The sequence below is a fragment of the Bradyrhizobium sp. LTSP857 genome, from assembly GCF_000938285.1.
GTDB lineage: Bacteria > Pseudomonadota > Alphaproteobacteria > Rhizobiales > Xanthobacteraceae > Bradyrhizobium.
Genome location: NZ_JYMS01000049.1, coordinates 429,435 through 446,101 on the forward strand (window position 1 = coordinate 429,435; position 16,667 = coordinate 446,101).

The window sequence follows — 16,667 nt, forward strand, 5'->3', positions numbered from 1 at the left end:
ACCTCACCTCGACTCGCCACCGGCGTTTGCCGGCACATCAAGCAACCTTCGCAGTAGATCAGTACACAGCAGCAGGTCCTCCTCGCTCCAGGATTCTACCCTCGTCCGGAACGCAGCGCCCTTGGCCTGCGTCGCGAGTTCCATCCGCCGACGGCCATCGGCGGTCAACGACAGGACGATGCTTCTACGATCGGAGGGGTCGGTCAACGTCGCAACCAACCCCAAGCGCACCAACTCGCGAGTGAGGCGGCTTGCCGCGCTGCGGTCCATGCCCATTGCCTCCGCTACGGCACTCGGCTTGGCCGGGCCGTACGACTTGAGCCAGAGCGCGATATGGAACGCGGCCGGTTGCAGCCCGGTGGAAAATGTTTCCGACGCCTGTGCCGTCAGAGCACGGGACTGGCTTACCAGCGCGTTCAATACGGCACCCAGCCCCCGAATGCGCGCTTCTCGCCTGCCTCCATCCCGCGGTGCTTTGCTCGAATGCGAAATCATGATTCCACGCCTGCCTATGGTTTCTCTAACCATTACCAGATTAGTTGACAAATAGCCACTATCTTGCATAGTAGATATATATCCACTAAAATAGGAACGCCCATGTCGCCGCCTCGTCTCACCGTCGTGCTGACCGGCGGAACCAGCGGCATCGGCCAACGCACCGCGGTTGCGCTTGCGCAGAAAGGCGCAGATCTTGTTCTCACTGCCCGCAGCAAAACCAGGGCCGACTCCACAATAGAGATCATCGAACGCGCCGCCCCCGGAACAAAGGTCGATATACACTACGGTGATTTCCGCGATCTGGCCTCGGTTGCCGCACTCGGACGCGAGATCGCCTCACGCCACAGCCGGATCGATGTGCTGATCAACAATGCCGGGATTCATGCGTTCAAATCCCGCGTCACCAAGGACGGCTATCCGGAGATGGTCGCGGTCAATTATCTGGGGCCCTGGCTTTTCACGAATATCCTGCTTGAGACAGTTGTCAGGTCAGCGCCCTCACGCATCGTGACAGTCGCATCGCAAGCCTCCCGGCAAGGCGCCGGCTTTGACCCACTCGCCGCCATCGTCGACAAACGCCAGTTCTCCGCTCGAGGCTCCTCGGTGATCTACGGTCAGACTAAGTTGTTGAATATCATGTTCTCGATGGAACTGGCGCGCAGGCTGACGGGGACCGGAGTGGCGGTAAACTGCCTCTGTCCCGGATTCAACGTGACGGGTCTCGGGCGCGAACTTTGGTTCGCAGCACCGCTCGAACGCTTGTTGACTTGGCTGAAGGTCGGCAATCCCGAACGCGGCGCGGGCATCATCGTCAGCCTCGCCAGCGATCCCGCCTTCGCCGGTGTGACGGGCGGCTACTTTTCCGTCAGTGACGCGTCACGGCTCGCCCCTGTGGCGCCAGGCGACGATCCCCAGGCGCTGCAAGCACTTTGGCAGGCAACAGCGGAACGAGTTGCAGCGTTCTACCGGGACGAGGTCGTCTAGAGACGCTCCCTTCATTCCAATGAATGAGATGCCCGGATAGAGCGCAAAACGTCGATTCAACGAACGGCGCGATAGTCGGCACGCTGATGGCGGGTCTCAGCGGCAACACGAAAGGCTAATGGGCAGCAACCACACGCGCGTTCAGTACCTCTTCTCCAAACCAAGACGTTCGGTTTTGATGAGCTCGCGCCCCAGTCGGTCCAGAGCAGTGCGGGGAATACGACAGCGTACCAAAAGACACGCGAAGCAGGCGATCGGAAAGCGTGCATCAGAACATGCAACGCAGCCCACTTGTCAGAATGAAATCCGACCCTCTCGCTAAGTCTATGAAAAGGCTGGAGCGGGTGAAGGGAATCGAACCCTCGTATTCAGCTTGGAAGGCTGCTGCTCTACCATTGAGCTACACCCGCGTTACCGGCTCCTAACACGGCCGGGCGGCGGTCTCAACTGCCCAGGATGCGGCTTTTGGGCGGCTTTCCGGCCTTGCTAACAGGCCAGGTTCCGACCGGCCGGCCTCCCCTTAACAGCGGCGGCCTTTCCGCCTATATTGAACTCTTCCGAAACCAACGAAAGGAGGTGATCCAGTGTCTTTTACCAAGCGCTGTCACCTCGCTGGGATCGCCCGCTAAGCTTTGAAAAAGGCTTGGCATCGGGGCGCTCTCAGCCCTGGACCAGCGAGCAAGAAATCGGGCGCGACGGGGCTCTCCCCGCCGCGCCTTTTTTGTTGGCGACCGTCTTTGGCGGTCAGGCTGGCGACTCGCTTGGGAGCATCTCGCGGATCTTCTGCGACAGGTCCGCCTTCCTGTAGGGCTTCCTGAGCAGCGCCACGCCGGGATCGAGATGTCCCTCGTGGACGATGGTGTTGTCGGTGTAGCCGGAGGTGTAGAGCACCCTCACCCCCGGCCGGCGCAACCGGACGGCTTCGGCCAATTCCCGCCCGTTCATGCCCCCGGGCATGATGATGTCGGTGAACAGGAGATCAAAGCTGGCACCCTGGTCGACCAGCGCGAGAGCGGCGGCGCCGTCGCTGGCGGTGAGCGTGCGATAGCCGAGGCTGCCGAGCTGGGCGATGACATAGCCCTGCACCAGCGGATCATCCTCGACCACGAAAATCCTCTCGTGCCCGCGGGCCGCCACGGGCGCCTGCACCGGCGCGGTCCTGGCCAGCGCCTCGCCCGCCGATCGCGGCAGGAACAGCCAAATGGCGACACCCCGCCCCGAGCTGCCGGTCGCAGCCTCGAGCAATTCGACGGTTGAGATTCTTCCTCAGCACGATGCGCGCAGCTACACGAGCGCCATCGCGATCTCGTGCCGAAGGTTGGAGAGGTGATCGAGCAGATGGCGAGCGGCGAGTTGGCAACGCTGCGCGAGGCCCTCGTCAAGCAGGTCTTGAGCGCGCCGTAACGCGGCCTGATCAGATCGCGCGAAGCCGCTCGCGTAGCGCTACCGCAGCGATCAGCACGCCGATGCACCAGGCCATGACGGCCCGGTGAGGCTCGCCGCCCAGCAGCACGGTGAAGATGCTCGTGAGCAGGCACGGGGCGATCGCGTTGCTGTTCCGGCTCGCCAGCGAGAGCAGGAACGGAAGTGCGGCGATCACGATTTGCAGGACGCTCATGGGCGCGCGCCGTTTCGCTAGGCGAGGCTCAGAAGCCGAAGACGCTGAGCGCAGACGGGCGTTTTCCACGGCGGCTCTCGACGATGCGCTCCCCGCCGTTCTCGACGGAGCTGCCGTAATAGCGGTGATGGCCCGCCTGGTCGTGCAAATCGGCAGGCTCAGACTTCCCGGCCCGCCGTGCGTCGCAGATGATCTTGATGGTCTGACCCGACATTGCCGCCTCCGATTGCCTTTTGCGTATTCTTCGTGGCCATCAGTCGCCGCGGCTTTGGGCGGCGTTCACCCCGCAGGGCGGCAATCGGGTTTCAGGATGGTTTCGTCGCAATCTTGACGACGCAATATTATAGTGTCCGGGACTGTCGGGTCCGGCCGCGGTGATACGTCCTTCGGACCGCGAGCTCCAAAACCAACGAGGTGACGATGCTTTACGCCATCCTGGCCTACCACGTGGAAGACGAGATTTTGTCTTGGGCGCCGGAGGAAGACACCGCGGTCGTGGCCCGAGTCCTGGAGGTTCAGGCGCCCTTGAGGGCAAGCGGGCACCTTGGGCCAGCCGCCCGTCTGGATGAGACCCGAACGGCCCGCACCTTGCGCGGTCCCGGCGCGGGTATCGTGCTGGACGGCCCGTTTGCCGAGACCAAGGAGCAGCTTCTCGGCTTCCACCTCGTCAACTACGACACTGATGATGAGGCGATCGCGGCGGCGCGGTTGCTGCGCCAGGTCAATCCGAGCGCAGTCTACGAAATCCGCCCGGTCAAGCTTTACGTGCCGGCCGATGGGTTCGGCGCGACACCTGGGAAGGGATGATCGAGGCTACGCGTCCGATGACGGCCGGTTGGCCAGCCGCTGGATCAGCAGCCCGCCGAACGCGACGAACCAGACATAGGCCGCGTATTGCGGCGCGACCGACGCCACGATGGTGCCTGGGATGAACACGAGGAGCGGAAACAGCGAAGCCATGATCTCATGGCCCCAGCCGCGCAAGATGGTCCACCACAGCCAGGCATTGAGCCCGGCGATCGCGGTCAGATGCAGGCCGTAGATCACGGCGACCGCGTTGCTCATGGGATAGTTGGTGTAAAGGCCGTTGGTCACCGGCAACAGCACGATCGACAGCAGAAAGAACAGATTGAGGATCACCGCCCCGCGGCTGCCCACGCCCTGGCGCGCGAGCCGGCGGTGATGGCTGATCCAGAACACGCCGGCGATGATGAAGCTCAGCGCGAAGCCGGCCAGCTTGCCAGAATAAACGTGGGCGAGATCGCTCCAGCTGGGTGCGCTGGTGAAGACCGCAGCCTTGGGCAAGTCGTAGGCCAATAGCGTCATGGCGACGCCGAAGATGGTGTTACTGAGCGACTCCAGCCGCCGCATCTCAAACTGTTCGGGCTGGAGCTCGGTCATGCCGGGACGATGCTCTTCGATCCAGGGAGGACCCAAGCGAACGACCACCATCGGATCATCGCTTTTTCACACACAGACACGCAATCGGGTCCTTGCATATTATGGATTGTATTGTAGCATTCACGCGACTTAATATTGCAATTTCGTTTTGATCATAACACCGATTGCAGCGGGTATTTCCAGTGGCGTCAGATGCCGCCAGGATCAACCTCTTTCTTTTGCCCGAGAAGCAAGGCGGGGCGCTTCCGGTCGCCGCCAACGACTACTCACTCGCTTACGGGCCGGACATCCTGGACGAAGATCTCAAGGGGTTGATCGACAAACGCGACCAACTCGAAAAGAGTCTGACCGACGATGCCGACCGTCCGACCGTCGCGGAGCTCAAGGCATTCGGCGTCGTCCTCGGCAAGACGCTGTTTTCAGGCTCGGTCAACGAACTCTTCTATGCGGCGAGCCGGCGCCACATCCAGATCACGCTCTGCACATCCGACACGCGCCTCAAACAAGTCCCGTGGGAATACATCGTATGGCCTGACGTCAACGAGGGGCCTCACGCCAGACGGACGTTCGCACGAAGCGTTCCAGTGTCCAACGGCGAGGAACGCAAGGCGAAGTCGATCAGCAATTCCCTGATCGCCGTGCTCGTCATCGGTGCGGACGTCCTCGGACGCGAACGAATTCCCTGGAACGAAACCAAGGAAAACCTCGAGCGCATCATCGGCGCGAGAATGCAGGGACTGAGCACGGCACGGATCACCATGGAACTCGTCGAAGGGGCCACTCGGAAAACCGTCCGCGACGCACTCGAGCAGAAGCCCTACGACATCGTTCACTTCATCGGCCACGGCCGGCCAGACGGCATCTTCCTGCGCGGTGAAGGTCAGCAACGCGGCGTGGTGCTTCCGACAGACGCGTTCTCGAAAATGATCTCTGACGCCGAACCCGCCCTGGTGATCCTGAGCGCCTGCGATACCGCGCTGATCAAGGACGTGCAGCCGCTCGGAACCATCGCCGAGACCCTGGTGCGCTCCGGAGTTCCGGCGGTTGTCGCCAACCAGCTGCCCATTTCGGTCAGTTCGATCGCCGACTTCACCGGCGCGCTGTACCGCTCGCTCCTGACCGACGGCAACATCGACGTCGCGGTCAACAAGGGGCGGATCGCACTGGTCAAGGAAATGGAAGGGCTGAGATCCGCCCCTATCGAGTGGGGAATCCCAGTCCTGTACCGGCGGCCTGGTTGCAGCCAGCTATTCACCCCATGAAGGGGACACGATGTTCAAGAAACAGAAGCCACGCGTTTTGTTCGGGCCGCGTCGCTCTCGTCGCGCACCCCGGCCAGCAGGACACCGAAAGCCGGCAAGAATCTTGCCGGCAAGACATCTGCGGGCAAGACATCTGCGGGCAAGACAACTTCCAGCAAGACAACCGCGGCAAAGTCGACGGCCACGCCCCGGTTGAAAAGTGATCGAGCCACGAAGACCCGCGACGTGGCGATCTGGGACATCGACGTTCATTCGGGCTTCGTCAATCGCGTCCTCGACGCGATCAATCAGAAGCAGAAGCTTTTCAAATTCACTCGGATCGAAGCGACCGTGCCGATGGGATTGACGATGTCTGGTCAGCGCACGCGTGAAATCGTGCGGAAGCTTTACGGATCCGATCTGGATGATCCGACGATCGAACGAAGCGTGTGGGCTCAGGATATCTACCGCGCTGCCCGACCTATTTTGAAAGCGATCGAGACCGATCTGCTGGTTTGCCTGGTGGCGCCTTCCCTCATGGATCAGGTGGGACCTCCACGGTTTAAGGAAGAGGGCTTTGCATGGGAAATCCTGGCACTTTCGAACAAGCGTGTCGCGCTGATTTCCGCTTTCAACCTGCGAAACTATGCGAAGAAAGCTAGCCGCTCCTTCGAAGCGTGTCTTGCTGCCCTGATCTTCTCGCAAGTCCTCGTCGAGTGCTTCGGTCTCGAAGAGCATGATCCCGGGCATGGCTGCATCATGGACCTCGTCACCAAGCCCGACGACCTGATCCAATTGCTTCGCAGAATGGAAATCTGTCAGGACAGTATCGCCAGCCTACCCTCACACGCGCGCGAAGGTGCGGCCAAGATCGTCGAGACGATCCGGGAGTATACGCCATGACCAAGGTGCTGCTGTTCGTTCCGGGATTGCTCGGCTCGGAACTTCTGGATGACGAGGGAATGGTCTGGCCGGGCTCGTTGTACAATGGAATCGTGGGGTTCGACGAGGCGCGGTTTCAGCGCCTGCTCAATCCGAAGCTCACCCTCGGCGAGGTTATCGGAAAGGTCGGATACGTCGTCGATATCTATGCGCAATGGCTCAAGGCGTTCTCGCGGCTGCGTAACAAGAAGAACCGCCAGGCGATGTTTTCCGATGCGGACAAGACCCTTTACACCGCGCCTTACGATTGGCGGATCGATCTGACGAAATCCGCAGAGGAGCGATTGGCTCCCAAGATCAGGGAGATTGACGCGGATTGGAACGGCAAGGCGGAGATTCACATCGTCGCCCACAGCATGGGTGGGCTAGTCACCAGGTACTATCTGCAAAGCGGGAAGTTTGCGAACGAGCCGGGCTTTGCCGCCATTCGTTCGCTGACGACATTCGGCACCCCCCATAACGGCGCGCCCGTTGCACTGGCCGGCGCATTGGGGCTGCACGCGGCAGATTTTCTCAGCGCCGAGCAATCGAAACGATTGGCCAATGACTCCCGCTACGCTGCCCTCTACCAGACCTTTCCGCTTCAGCACGAACCCATCATCTGGAAGCGGGAGGATGAAGGCGGCCTGGAGCCGATCTCGCTCAGCGATCGGGCGTTTGCCGTCAATCAACTCAAACTGGATGCTGCAACCCTCGATCTCGCCCAGGCCTTTCGCGAGGCCATCGACATCGTGAAGATGCCGATTCCTGCGCATGTCCGCACCTTTTTGATGATCGGAACGCGGTTCAGCACGATCACACACTTCGTCTGGAACGGTGGGATCGTCGACAAGATCGAGACCGATTCAGCCGGCGATGGCACGGTGTCGCTGCAAGGCGCTTTCCTGCCGGGACATCAAATTCAGTTCACGGACAAGTCTCATGTCGGTCTGATCACGGCCTACGAGGCAAGGCTTGCCTTCCAGGAACTGTTCGACGCCGATGGCCTGCTGGCAGCGGAAGACGAGCGCTTCGACATCACCGTCCAGGACGTGGTTGTCGCGATCCAAGCGCCCTTTGAGGCGCTGATCCAATCAAGTTCCCCCGCGACGTCGTTACAGGGAGAACTCTCCTGGGAACGCGCTGTCCAGCAGCCGGGCAAGGCGGAACTCGACGAAAGTGATTTCAAGCCAGCCGCTCCCCCGGCTCCCAAGCCGATCCGCTACACGGGACCGCCAATGGGAGGGACGGTTCTGCGCCTCACGGCACCGGCGACAACTGGGATCTATCGTCTCGTCCTTACGATTGCCGGGCAGTCCGACTCCAGGAGCATGCCGTTCATGGTGCGACCTAGCTGAATTGCGGCAGCCACGTATGCCTTGCGGATGGCCGCCGGATTGTCGACTCTCTCGGTTTCACCGGGGCGATTCGTGGCAACATATCTGGACACGCTCAATGCGGAGCAGCGCCGCGCTGTGGAGCATGGCGTGGCCGATGGCTTGACCGTGGGCGGCCCCCTGCTCGTCATTGCGGGTGCAGGCTCCGGCAAGACCAACACGCTGGCCCACCGTGTCGCGCATCTGATCGTTGCAGGCAGCGATCCGCGCCGCATCTTGCTGATGACGTTTTCCCGCCGCGCGGCGGCCGAGATGGCCGGTCGCGTGGAACGCATTGCGCGAAAGGTGCTCGGCGAGAACAATGCCGCGATCATGCGCGATGCGCTGAGCTGGGCCGGCACCTTCCACGGCATCGGCGCGCGGCTGTTGCGCGAATATGCCGAGCGGATCGGCGTCGATCCCGCCTTCACCATCCACGACCGCGAGGATTCCGCCGACCTGATGAATCTGGTGCGGCACGAGCGCGGCCTGTCGAAGACCGAGAGCCGCTTTCCGGCCAAGGGCACGTGTCTCGCGATCTACTCGCGCTGCGTCAATGCCGAGATGGAGATCGAGAAGGTGCTCGGCCAGCATTATCCCTGGTGCGCCGGCTGGGCGGCCGAGCTGAAAGGCCTGTTCGCGGCTTACGTCGAGGCCAAGCAGGCCCAGCACGTGCTCGATTACGACGACCTGCTGCTCTACTGGTCGCAGATGATGAGCGATGCGCTGATCGCCGAAGAAATCGGCGGCCGCTTCGATCACGTTCTGGTCGACGAGTACCAGGACACCAACCGCCTGCAATCCTCCGTCCTGCTGGCGCTGAAGCCGGACGGCCGCGGCCTCACCGTCGTCGGCGACGACGCGCAGTCGATCTATTCGTTCCGCGCCGCCACCGTGCGCAACATCCTCGACTTCCCGCAGAGCTTCTCGCCCCGTGCGGACATGATCACGCTCGACCGCAATTACCGATCGACGCAACCGGTGCTGGCGGCTGCCAACGGCGTCATTGGGCTGGCCCGCGAGCGCTTTACCAAGAATCTCTGGACCGACCGTACCTCCGCGCAAAAACCGCAGCTCGTGACCGTGCATGACGAGGCCAACCAGGCGCGCTACATCGTTGAGCAGGTGCTGGCCAACCGCGAGCAAGGCGCGCTGTTGAAGCATCAGGCTGTGCTGTTCCGGACGGCCTCGCATTCAGGCCCGCTGGAGATCGAGCTGACCCGCCGCAATATCCCCTTCGTGAAATTCGGTGGGCTGAAATTCCTCGACGCAGCTCACGTCAAGGACGTCCTGGCGCTGCTGCGCTTCGCCGAAAACCCGCGCGACCGCGTCGCAGGTTTTCGCATCCTGCATCTCTTGCCCGGCATCGGCCCCGCAACCGCGCAGCGTGTGCTCGACCAGATGGCGGAGAGCACCGATCCCCTGCGCGCGCTCGGCGAGCTTCCGGTGCCGCCGCGCACCGGTGCCGATTGGATCGACTTCGTCCGCACGGTCGAAAATCTGCGCTATTCGGAGTGGCCGGCCGATCTCGAACGCGTGCGGCTCTGGTACGCGCCGCATCTTGATCGCATTCACGAGGATTCCGAGACGCGACGCGCCGATCTGATGCAGCTCGAGCAGATCGCGAGCGGCTACGCTTCGCGCGAGAAATTTTTGACCGAGCTCACGCTCGATCCACCGGATGCGACCAGCGACAAATCCGGACCTCCCTTGCGCGACGAGGACTATTTGATCCTCTCCACCATCCACTCGGCCAAGGGGCAAGAGTGGAAGTCAGTGTTCGTGCTCAACGTCGTCGATGGCTGCATGCCGTCCGACCTCGGCGCCGGCACCAGTGCCGAGCTCGAGGAGGAGCGCCGCCTGCTCTATGTCGCGATGACGCGCGCCAAGGACGACCTCCATCTCGTCGTGCCGCAGCGCTTCTTCACCCACGGCCAAGCCACCAAGGGCGACCGTCACGTCTACGCCTCGCGCACCCGCTTCATCCCGGAGCAGCTGGTCTATCTGTTCGAGCGCACGGCATGGCCGAAGGCCGCCGCCGGCGCGGCCCGCACCGGAGCGCAAGGCCCGAAAGTCGATATCGGCGCGCGGATGCGCGGGATGTGGCGGTAGACCGAAAGGCCCGAGCTCAGAAATTGTAGTTCAGCCCGGCCCGAACCAGATCGATCGTGGTACTGGAATGGGCATTGAGAAAGCTCGGCGCGAACGGCGTGCCGGCATTGAGGCTGCCGACCACGGGATAGCTGGTGCTACCGAGATCGACGTGGAGATACTCGACCTTCAAGCTAATGTTCTGCGTAAAGCGTTTTTCACCGCCGATGCCGGCCGCCCAGCCGGTCGCGATACGCGACGAGCTGCCGGCGAAGCACGATGCAAATCCATAGAACGGACCGCACGCGAAGGCGTAGCCGAAATTGCCGATCGAATTCGACACGCCCGGCGGCAGTGACACGCTGGCCGATTCACCCACGCGGCCATACGCGAAGCCGCCGGTGGCAAAGAGCAGGAGATCCGGCGAGGCCAAAAACCCGATGCGTCCGCGAACCGTGCCGAACCAGTCGATGTTTCGGCTGACATCGAATGTCGCGGGCTGCGTCCCGAACAACGTGGTTGGCACCGACGCGCTGGATTTCAGGCTCGCTGCGGCGATATCGGCCTCGACGCCGACCACACCGCGGCCGGCGAACTGCCAGTCATAGCCGACCTGCCCGCCGCCGAGCCCGCCATCGGCGTTGAGAGAGGCCGAGACGGGCGAAACGACTGGCCGCCCGAACAATAGGCTTTGCGTGAGCGTATCTCCGGGAAGTGCGGTAACGCCGCCCCGTGCCCAGCCATAGCCTCCATTGAGCCCGACATGGAATCCCGTCCAGTTGATCTCGCCAGCCTCCGCAGAAACGCATCCGCCGAGAACCAATAGCACCGCCGCAAGGGCCTTCTTCATACCGCGTCCTGTCGATGTCGCATCAGCCCGCGAGCAGGCGCGCGCGGCCAATCCGGGGATTCGAGGGCAATCCTAGAAGATGCCGCACGGAGGTCTCGGCGCTCCGTGCAGCCGGCACTGCAATTCCCGCAACAGCGCGGAAATGTTGCCCCTGTTGCGGACGCGTCACACGGACCGGAGCGCCGCGCCTTGTCTGCGCGGCGTCAGTTCGAACCGGGTTCGCGAGGCGCGCGACAAAGCTTCGGATTCCAGCGGGGATGATCCGTTTGACGACCGAACGCGCGACGCGTTTCCTGTTCAGCACCGACGATCTGCCACCCGACGACAGGCTTGCGATCTGGCTCGATGATTTCGGAAGCCACAACATGCGGCTCGAGATCGAATCCCGCGCACATGAATTGCTCAGGGATGGCAACAGCGGTTTGGCGTTCAGTTGGTTCAGGCAATCCGGCTATCGCATTCTTGGCGAAGATGGAGCAACGCCGCCGGACGCAGGCGACGGCATCCTGCTGCTGTACGCCGCAACGGGCTCGTTCGCGATCGAGGGCTGCACCCGGCTCACCAATATCCGGCTGGATGGCGCGCTGGTTCGCAGCAAGATTCCTAATATCGACGCGCTGCTGCTGCGACAATTGCCTTCGGACGGCGTCGCGCTTCGCCTGCTCCAGGCCTATGTCGATGCACTTCTCGCAACCGGCATTCCAGCCGACCCCCTGCTCGCTCACGGCATCAATCACCATATCGTCGATCTGATCGCGGCCTCCTTGCGACCGGGCGACGACAATTCCGAGCGCGCCGAGGCAGGCGGGATTTCGGCGGCGCGCCTTGCCGCCGCGAAGGCCGACATCCGCGCCCGTCTCGCCGATCCAACATTGTCGGCAAAACACGTCGCACAGCGGCTGGGCCTGTCGGAACGATCGATCTACCTGCTGTTCGAGCGCAACGGCCTGAGCTTCGCCGCCTTTGTCACGGAAGAGCGGCTCCAGCGCGCCGTGACCATGCTTGTGAACCCCGGCGACAGGCAGCTTCGCATCGGCGACATCGCCTTTGCCGCGGGATTCGGCGACCTCTCGACATTCAACCGAAGCTTCCGTCGCCGCTATGGGCGAACGCCGTCCAGCCTGCGCCGCCTTCGGTCCGGTCCACACGAGCCAGGTTGAAAACGGAAACCGAGCATTTCCGTGCGTGCCCTTGTGACACAGCAACCATCACTTAAGTCTCCCGCATTCTCCCACAGAGACCTGATCGATGACCGCACCGCTCGAATTCGGACTGGATACCTTTGGCGACGTCACCAAAGACGCGACCGGCGCGCTGCTCCCGCACGCGCAGGTGATCCGCAACGTCGTCGACGAGGCCGTGCTGGCCGATGAGCTGGGTCTCGACTTCATTGGCCTCGGCGAACACCACCGCGCCGATTTCGCGATCTCATCGCCTGAAACAGTACTGGCCGCGATCGCAGCGCGCACCAAGCGCATCCATCTCGGCTCGGCCGTGACAGTGCTAAGCTCCGACGATCCGATCCGCGTGTTCCAGCGCTTTGCCACGCTCGATGCGCTGTCAAACGGCCGCGCCGAGGTGATCCTCGGCCGCGGCTCCTTCACCGAGTCCTTTCCGTTGTTCGGCTTCGATTTGCGGGCGTACGAGGCGCTGTTCGAGGAGAAGCTCGACCTGTTCACCGCACTCTTGTCGCAGAAGCCGGTGACCTGGGAAGGCAAGCTGCGTCCGCCGTTGAAAGACCAGCTCGTCTATCCCCCTGTCGAGAACGGCCAGCTCAAGACCTGGATCGGCGTCGGCGGCAGCCCGCAATCGGTGGTGCGCGCCGCGCATTACGACCTGCCCTTGATGCTTGCGATCATCGGCGGCGATCCCACGCGCTTTGCGCCTTACGTCGATCTCTATCACCGCGCCTTCAAGGAATTCGGCCGGCCCGCAAAGCCTATCGGTGTGCACTCGCCCGGCTACGTCGCCGAGACCGACGAACAGGCGCGCGAAGAACTGTGGCCCGACTACAAGGCCATGCGCGACCGCATCGGCAAGGAACGCGGCTGGCCGCCGATGGGCCGCGACGAATTCGTCAGCGAAGCCGAGCACGGTTCACTCTATGTCGGCTCACCGGAGACGGTGGCGCGCAAGATCGCCGCGACAGCAAAGGCGCTAGGGATTGCGCGGTTTCAGTTGAAGTATTCGGCGGGACCGTTGCCGCACGAGAAGCTGATGCGCAGCATCGAGCTTTATGGGCGCAAGGTGGTGCCGATGGTGCGGGAGATGATGGGGTAGCGCGCTGAGACAGCCCGCCTACGCCCTGCGGGCTACGGCGCGGCAGCCTTCGCTAGCTTCGCGCCACGACCAGCTGTGTCGGCTTNNNGAGCCGTAGCTCGCGAAGCGAGCGAAGGCTGGTGGGGGAGGCAGGACTCGAACCTGCGAAGCCATAAGGCGGCTGATTTACAGTCAGCTCCCTTTGCCACTCGGGACACTCCCCCGCTCGACGGCAGCACAATCGGGCCGGACCTTGCCGGCGGACCGAAGACGGCCATGGAACGTGAAGGCCGCGACAGCCCGGATGGGGGCGCGACCGGGCGCGGTTATCGGCGAAGCCGTGGGGTAAAGTCAACCGAGGCGAACAGCTAAAATGGCCCTCGAAGGCACCCAAATTGCCATATTCCGGGACCCGTGACACAAGCGAGCCCATGAAGGATCGAAAATTCATCCCCAGGGGACCCCGCGGCGGGGCTAAGCCCTTCAAGAAACCGGGAAAATCGGCGGGCCGGCCGGCCTGGCGCGACCGCGATTCGCAGGTTGACGGGCCCGTCATCCTCTATGGCTGGCACACCGTCACCATGGCGCTCGCCAACCCGCAGCGGCAGATCCGCAAGCTGACGCTGACCGAGAATGCCGCCCGGCGCCTGGCGGACGAAAATATCGAGACCCGTATCGCGCCGGAGATCGTCCGGCCGCAGGAGATCGACCGGCTGCTGTCGCCCGACGCTGTGCACCAGGGCCTGCTCGCGGAAGCCGATCCTCTGCCCTCGCCTGACATCGAGACGTTGGCGCAGGAAGGCATGGTGCTGGTGCTCGATCAGATCACCGATCCGCACAATGTCGGGGCGATCCTGCGCTCGGCCGCGGCGTTTGCGGTGAAGGCGATCGTCACCACTGCGCGCCATAGCCCGGAAGCGACCGGCGTGCTGGCGAAGGCCGCCTCCGGCGCGCTTGAGCTCGTGCCGATGATCACCGTGCAAAACCTCGCACGCGCGCTGAACGAGCTGAACGACAGCGGCTTCCAGACCGTTGGTCTGGACAGTGAAGGCAGCGAGGACCTCAGTGACGTCGTGCTGCGCGAACCGCTCGCGCTGGTGCTGGGCGCGGAAGGCAAGGGCCTGCGGCAATTGACGCGCGACACATGCAGCGTCGTGGCGCGGCTCGACATGCCCGGCGAGATCAAGAGCCTCAACGTGTCGAACGCCGCCGTGCTCTCGCTCTATGTCGGCGCGAGTCGTCTCGGGCTGATGAAGCGGTAGAGCGTTTTCGAGCGGAGTCGATACCGTTCCGATTTCATCGGAGCGGGCTCCAGCAAAACAAAACACCCGTCCGCATCAGGCGGACGGGTGTCTCGTTAGTTCAGCCGATCAAGCGATCAGTAGTAGCGGCGCAGCACGCGGTGGCCACCATAGTACGGCATGTGGCGGGGAGCGTAGCCATAGCGCGGACCGTAGCCGTAATGCGGGCGCGGCAAATAGCTGTAGCGCGGGCCGTAGCCATAGCGATGCGGACGATAGTACGACCGACGATAGGGATAGGCAGCCGGCTCTTCGACCGCAGCAGCGGCGCGATAGCCGTAACCGTAGCCGCGGCCATAACCGTACTCGGCGGGCGCAACGACCGCGTCCTCACGATAGGTCGGGTGCGGCGCGAAGGCGCCTGGGCCGGTGTAGGTCGGGCCCTGGTTGACGTAATAATACTGCGAGGTCGGCTCGGCGAGGCGCTCATAGCCATAGCCAACGCCATAGCCGCCGCAGCCGGTGTTGCAGCCGGAATAGACCGGTGCAACCGGCTGGCACGGGTTGAAGCCGCAGGCCATGGCGGGCGCGGCCCCTGCAATCATCACGGCAGCTGCCGCGACCAGTCCTGAAATCATCTGACGCATTACTCTCTCCTGTTGATTTCCGTTTCGTTGGATTTTGACGTTTTTTAACCGGGTGGCTTGGCGAGCCCCTCGGCACGTGGTCGCCGCCGATGGTGCTGCGGATCGGCATTGATTTGGGGTGCAAGGATCACCGGCGGCGGATTGACGGGAACGTCCATCTGCGGCGGCAGCGGCGCGGATCGCGCGCTCCAGCTCTCGTGATAGCTCTCTGCGGGCTTCGGCAGCTTGCGGTTCGCGGGCGGCTCGATCTCGAGGCGGCCGTAACCCGGCTGCAGCCCCGAGCTCGGATAATAGTGCCCGACATCGGTGGGCTGCCGCTCCGCAACGTAGCTCCCGCCATAGATCGTGGGCTGCACCTGGACGTTCTTGCCCAGGCCCCAGACACCTTCGACGACCGTGTAGGATGCGTCGATATTGTTGATGATGATGGGAACGCCGGGGCGGCCGGGAACGACGATATCGAAGCCGCCGCCGGCAAAAGCCGTCGCGGGCAGTCCGATCAGAAAGGCTGCAAGCGCCAAAGCGCGCATGGAAGGATCCCGGTTGTCCAGAACACAACCTATCCGATTGCGACGGACAGAGGGTTAAGGCCTCCTCTCCAAATGCCGGTAAGCCTAACGCACATGGGGCGATAGCAGCTCAAATGCCGCGAGGTGCACTAGCGAAGCGTTAACGAGACGCAAACCCATCGCACGGCCGCAGCGCACGCGGTTGCGCGGCACAGACTGCACATCCTGAACGCGCTCACGTCGATGTGACCCCGCATGCGAGAAACCGCGGAACGACGACCGAATGTCGCACTTAGCACAGGTCTCAACAACATGGAGGAAATGCCATGACGAGCCTGAAGCTTCTCGGCTTGGCCGCAATCGTTGCGTCCACGCTTGCCACACCTGCCTTCGCGCAAACCATGACCGACAATTCTGGCCACTGCACGGGACTCTTCCAGGATCCCAATTGCCAGAATCTCGGCGCCGCCAATCCCACCACCGACCGTGGCTATCGCCGCCGGCACATGGCCCATCGGCAAGTGAACCAGGATGATGGAACACAATCCGGATTCTGGCCGCTCGACACAGCTGGCGCGGTTGCCGGCGCTGCTGTCGGCACCGCGGCAACGGTCGCAGCCGCACCGTTCCAGGGCTGGGGCAATTCCTACGCGAGCTATGATCGCAGCGGCCCCGGCTGGTACGGCAACTGGGACGCCTATGCCGCCCGCAACGGCATCGTGTGCAGGCCCGGCACCTGGTTCAAGGGCGAAGACGGCCGGCAGCACCTCTGCCAGTAGGCCCGCAGTCAGGTAAAATGGTTCAGGCGGTCCAACGGGCCGCCTGATTCATGCCTGAGAAACGGCCTGCCAGGTTCTGGCACTTTCTAAACAAGTCTGGTATTGCGACGCGCGGGCGCAGACAGCTCCGGCGCACGGCCGGCCCTGCCCCTTTCCAGCGTCGCCGGCTTAGCTCAGCGGTAGAGCAGCGGTTTTGTAAACCGAAGGTCGGGGGTTCAATCCCCTCAGCCGGCACCAGCGCTCGACGCGCCG

Annotated in this window: 18 protein-coding genes, 3 tRNA genes and 2 pseudogenes; 12 read left to right on the top strand and 11 right to left on the bottom strand. The window is 63.0% G+C overall.

Features of this window, described 5'->3' with window-relative positions; genetic code table 11:
* Positions 1 to 3: 3 nt before the first annotated feature.
* Positions 4 to 495, bottom strand: coding sequence for a MarR family winged helix-turn-helix transcriptional regulator (locus UP06_RS35385; RefSeq protein WP_045008297.1), 492 nt, complete (start codon positions 493 to 495; stop codon positions 4 to 6).
* A 102-nt stretch (positions 496 to 597) separates the two neighbouring features.
* Between UP06_RS35385 and UP06_RS35390 the strand changes: the two genes are divergently transcribed.
* Positions 598 to 1,482, top strand: a complete 885-nt coding sequence (locus tag UP06_RS35390) for an SDR family NAD(P)-dependent oxidoreductase (protein ID WP_045008298.1) — start codon at positions 598 to 600, stop codon at positions 1,480 to 1,482.
* A gap of 336 nt (positions 1,483 to 1,818) precedes the next feature.
* Here UP06_RS35390 and UP06_RS35395 read toward each other — a convergent pair.
* Together UP06_RS35395 and UP06_RS35400 are read right to left on the bottom strand one after the other, a co-directional pair.
* A tRNA-Gly gene (locus UP06_RS35395) sits at positions 1,819 to 1,892 on the bottom strand.
* Between the two features lie 334 nt (positions 1,893 to 2,226).
* Positions 2,227 to 2,703 (bottom strand): annotated as a pseudogene (locus UP06_RS35400) (response regulator); the annotation flags it as partial.
* A 63-nt stretch (positions 2,704 to 2,766) separates the two neighbouring features.
* Between UP06_RS35400 and UP06_RS41260 the strand changes: the two are divergent.
* Positions 2,767 to 2,886 (top strand): annotated as a pseudogene (locus UP06_RS41260) (substrate-binding periplasmic protein); the annotation flags it as partial.
* 10 nt (positions 2,887 to 2,896) lie between these two features.
* Here UP06_RS41260 and UP06_RS35405 read toward each other — a convergent pair.
* Positions 2,897 to 3,100, bottom strand: a complete 204-nt coding sequence (locus tag UP06_RS35405; protein ID WP_045008300.1) for a hypothetical protein — start codon at positions 3,098 to 3,100, stop codon at positions 2,897 to 2,899.
* Between the two features lie 28 nt (positions 3,101 to 3,128).
* Positions 3,129 to 3,314 (bottom strand): hypothetical protein, encoded by a 186-nt coding sequence (locus UP06_RS35410; protein WP_045008301.1) that lies wholly within the window; start codon positions 3,312 to 3,314, stop codon positions 3,129 to 3,131.
* Between the two features lie 206 nt (positions 3,315 to 3,520).
* On the opposite strand from UP06_RS35410, the gene UP06_RS35415 reads away from it, so the two are divergent.
* Positions 3,521 to 3,907, top strand: a complete 387-nt coding sequence (locus UP06_RS35415) for a YciI family protein (RefSeq protein ID WP_045008302.1) — start codon at positions 3,521 to 3,523, stop codon at positions 3,905 to 3,907.
* A 6-nt stretch (positions 3,908 to 3,913) separates the two neighbouring features.
* On the opposite strand, the gene UP06_RS35420 is transcribed toward UP06_RS35415, so the two are convergent.
* Positions 3,914 to 4,501 (bottom strand): TMEM175 family protein, encoded by a 588-nt coding sequence (locus tag UP06_RS35420; protein WP_045008800.1) that lies wholly within the window; start codon positions 4,499 to 4,501, stop codon positions 3,914 to 3,916.
* A 311-nt stretch (positions 4,502 to 4,812) separates the two neighbouring features.
* Here UP06_RS35420 and UP06_RS35425 point away from each other — a divergent pair, with 311 nt between their 5' ends.
* Positions 4,813 to 5,763 (top strand): CHAT domain-containing protein, encoded by a 951-nt coding sequence (locus UP06_RS35425; protein WP_197087456.1) that lies wholly within the window; start codon positions 4,813 to 4,815, stop codon positions 5,761 to 5,763.
* Between the two features lie 14 nt (positions 5,764 to 5,777).
* On the opposite strand, the gene UP06_RS41265 is transcribed toward UP06_RS35425, so the two are convergent.
* Complete coding sequence (locus tag UP06_RS41265) at positions 5,778 to 6,005, bottom strand: hypothetical protein (protein ID WP_156163431.1); 228 nt, start codon at positions 6,003 to 6,005, stop codon at positions 5,778 to 5,780.
* Between UP06_RS41265 and UP06_RS35430 the strand changes: the two genes are divergently transcribed.
* The 3 genes from UP06_RS35430 to UP06_RS35440 all read left to right on the top strand — a co-directional run bounded on the left by UP06_RS35430 (position 5,989) and on the right by UP06_RS35440 (position 10,151).
* Positions 5,989 to 6,645 (top strand): hypothetical protein, encoded by a 657-nt coding sequence (locus UP06_RS35430; RefSeq protein ID WP_156163432.1) that lies wholly within the window; start codon positions 5,989 to 5,991, stop codon positions 6,643 to 6,645. The two genes, UP06_RS41265 and UP06_RS35430, sit on opposite strands and share 17 nt — an antisense overlap.
* On the top strand, positions 6,642 to 8,021 hold the full coding sequence (locus UP06_RS35435; protein ID WP_045008305.1) for an esterase/lipase family protein: 1,380 nt from the start codon (positions 6,642 to 6,644) through the stop codon (positions 8,019 to 8,021). Before UP06_RS35430 ends, UP06_RS35435 begins: the two co-directional genes overlap by 4 nt.
* Positions 8,022 to 8,093: 72 nt before the next feature.
* On the top strand, positions 8,094 to 10,151 hold the full coding sequence (locus UP06_RS35440) for an ATP-dependent helicase (protein WP_045008306.1): 2,058 nt from the start codon (positions 8,094 to 8,096) through the stop codon (positions 10,149 to 10,151).
* A gap of 16 nt (positions 10,152 to 10,167) precedes the next feature.
* On the opposite strand, the gene UP06_RS35445 is transcribed toward UP06_RS35440, so the two are convergent.
* Entirely contained in the window at positions 10,168 to 10,980 is an 813-nt protein-coding gene (locus tag UP06_RS35445; protein WP_050032552.1) for an outer membrane protein, read from the bottom strand.
* A 257-nt stretch (positions 10,981 to 11,237) separates the two neighbouring features.
* Here UP06_RS35445 and UP06_RS39380 point away from each other — a divergent pair, with 257 nt between their 5' ends.
* Positions 11,238 to 12,140 (top strand): AraC family transcriptional regulator, encoded by a 903-nt coding sequence (locus tag UP06_RS39380; RefSeq protein ID WP_050032554.1) that lies wholly within the window; start codon positions 11,238 to 11,240, stop codon positions 12,138 to 12,140.
* Between the two features lie 88 nt (positions 12,141 to 12,228).
* Positions 12,229 to 13,260, top strand: a complete 1,032-nt coding sequence (locus tag UP06_RS35455) for an LLM class flavin-dependent oxidoreductase (protein WP_045008307.1) — start codon at positions 12,229 to 12,231, stop codon at positions 13,258 to 13,260.
* Positions 13,261 to 13,377: 117 nt separating this feature from the next.
* On the opposite strand, the gene UP06_RS35460 is transcribed toward UP06_RS35455, so the two are convergent.
* Positions 13,378 to 13,463, bottom strand: a tRNA-Tyr gene (locus UP06_RS35460).
* A 207-nt stretch (positions 13,464 to 13,670) separates the two neighbouring features.
* Here UP06_RS35460 and rlmB point away from each other — a divergent pair.
* Positions 13,671 to 14,501, top strand: a complete 831-nt coding sequence (rlmB, locus tag UP06_RS35465; protein WP_045008308.1) for a 23S rRNA (guanosine(2251)-2'-O)-methyltransferase RlmB — start codon at positions 13,671 to 13,673, stop codon at positions 14,499 to 14,501.
* Positions 14,502 to 14,617: 116 nt separating this feature from the next.
* Here the strand turns inward: rlmB and UP06_RS35470 are convergent, their stop codons facing one another.
* Positions 14,618 to 15,127 carry a hypothetical protein gene (locus UP06_RS35470; RefSeq protein ID WP_045008309.1) on the bottom strand — a complete coding sequence of 170 codons (510 nt, stop codon included), beginning with the start codon at positions 15,125 to 15,127 and terminating at the stop codon, positions 14,618 to 14,620.
* 44 nt (positions 15,128 to 15,171) lie between these two features.
* Positions 15,172 to 15,657, bottom strand: a complete 486-nt coding sequence (locus UP06_RS35475) for a hypothetical protein (RefSeq protein WP_045008310.1) — start codon at positions 15,655 to 15,657, stop codon at positions 15,172 to 15,174.
* Positions 15,658 to 15,962: 305 nt separating this feature from the next.
* Between UP06_RS35475 and UP06_RS35480 the strand changes: the two genes are divergently transcribed.
* Both UP06_RS35480 and UP06_RS35485 read left to right on the top strand, forming a co-directional pair.
* Positions 15,963 to 16,415 carry a hypothetical protein gene (locus tag UP06_RS35480; RefSeq protein WP_045008311.1) on the top strand — a complete coding sequence of 151 codons (453 nt, stop codon included), beginning with the start codon at positions 15,963 to 15,965 and terminating at the stop codon, positions 16,413 to 16,415.
* A 162-nt stretch (positions 16,416 to 16,577) separates the two neighbouring features.
* Positions 16,578 to 16,652 (top strand) — tRNA-Thr (locus UP06_RS35485).
* Positions 16,653 to 16,667: the final 15 nt, after the last annotated feature.

Bases quoted from the DNA above. Each gene is read 5' to 3' on its own strand.
- UP06_RS35390 (WP_045008298.1), top strand. From the start codon at position 598: ATGTCGCCGCCTCGTCTCACCGTCGTGCTGACCGGCGGAACCAGCGGC.
- UP06_RS35455 (WP_045008307.1), top strand. From the start codon at position 12,229: ATGACCGCACCGCTCGAATTCGGACTGGATACCTTTGGCGACGTCACC.
- UP06_RS35405 (WP_045008300.1), bottom strand. From the start codon at position 3,100: ATGAGCGTCCTGCAAATCGTGATCGCCGCACTTCCGTTCCTGCTCTCG.
- UP06_RS35415 (WP_045008302.1), top strand. From the start codon at position 3,521: ATGCTTTACGCCATCCTGGCCTACCACGTGGAAGACGAGATTTTGTCT.
- UP06_RS35410 (WP_045008301.1), bottom strand. From the start codon at position 3,314: ATGTCGGGTCAGACCATCAAGATCATCTGCGACGCACGGCGGGCCGGG.
- UP06_RS35420 (WP_045008800.1), bottom strand. From the start codon at position 4,501: ATGACCGAGCTCCAGCCCGAACAGTTTGAGATGCGGCGGCTGGAGTCG.
- UP06_RS35445 (WP_050032552.1), bottom strand. From the start codon at position 10,980: ATGAAGAAGGCCCTTGCGGCGGTGCTATTGGTTCTCGGCGGATGCGTT.
- UP06_RS35385 (WP_045008297.1), bottom strand. From the start codon at position 495: ATGATTTCGCATTCGAGCAAAGCACCGCGGGATGGAGGCAGGCGAGAA.
- UP06_RS41265 (WP_156163431.1), bottom strand. From the start codon at position 6,005: ATGTCCCAGATCGCCACGTCGCGGGTCTTCGTGGCTCGATCACTTTTC.
- rlmB (WP_045008308.1), top strand. From the start codon at position 13,671: ATGAAGGATCGAAAATTCATCCCCAGGGGACCCCGCGGCGGGGCTAAG.
- UP06_RS35435 (WP_045008305.1), top strand. From the start codon at position 6,642: ATGACCAAGGTGCTGCTGTTCGTTCCGGGATTGCTCGGCTCGGAACTT.
- UP06_RS35480 (WP_045008311.1), top strand. From the start codon at position 15,963: ATGACGAGCCTGAAGCTTCTCGGCTTGGCCGCAATCGTTGCGTCCACG.
- UP06_RS35475 (WP_045008310.1), bottom strand. From the start codon at position 15,657: ATGCGCGCTTTGGCGCTTGCAGCCTTTCTGATCGGACTGCCCGCGACG.
- UP06_RS39380 (WP_050032554.1), top strand. From the start codon at position 11,238: ATGATCCGTTTGACGACCGAACGCGCGACGCGTTTCCTGTTCAGCACC.
- UP06_RS35470 (WP_045008309.1), bottom strand. From the start codon at position 15,127: ATGCGTCAGATGATTTCAGGACTGGTCGCGGCAGCTGCCGTGATGATT.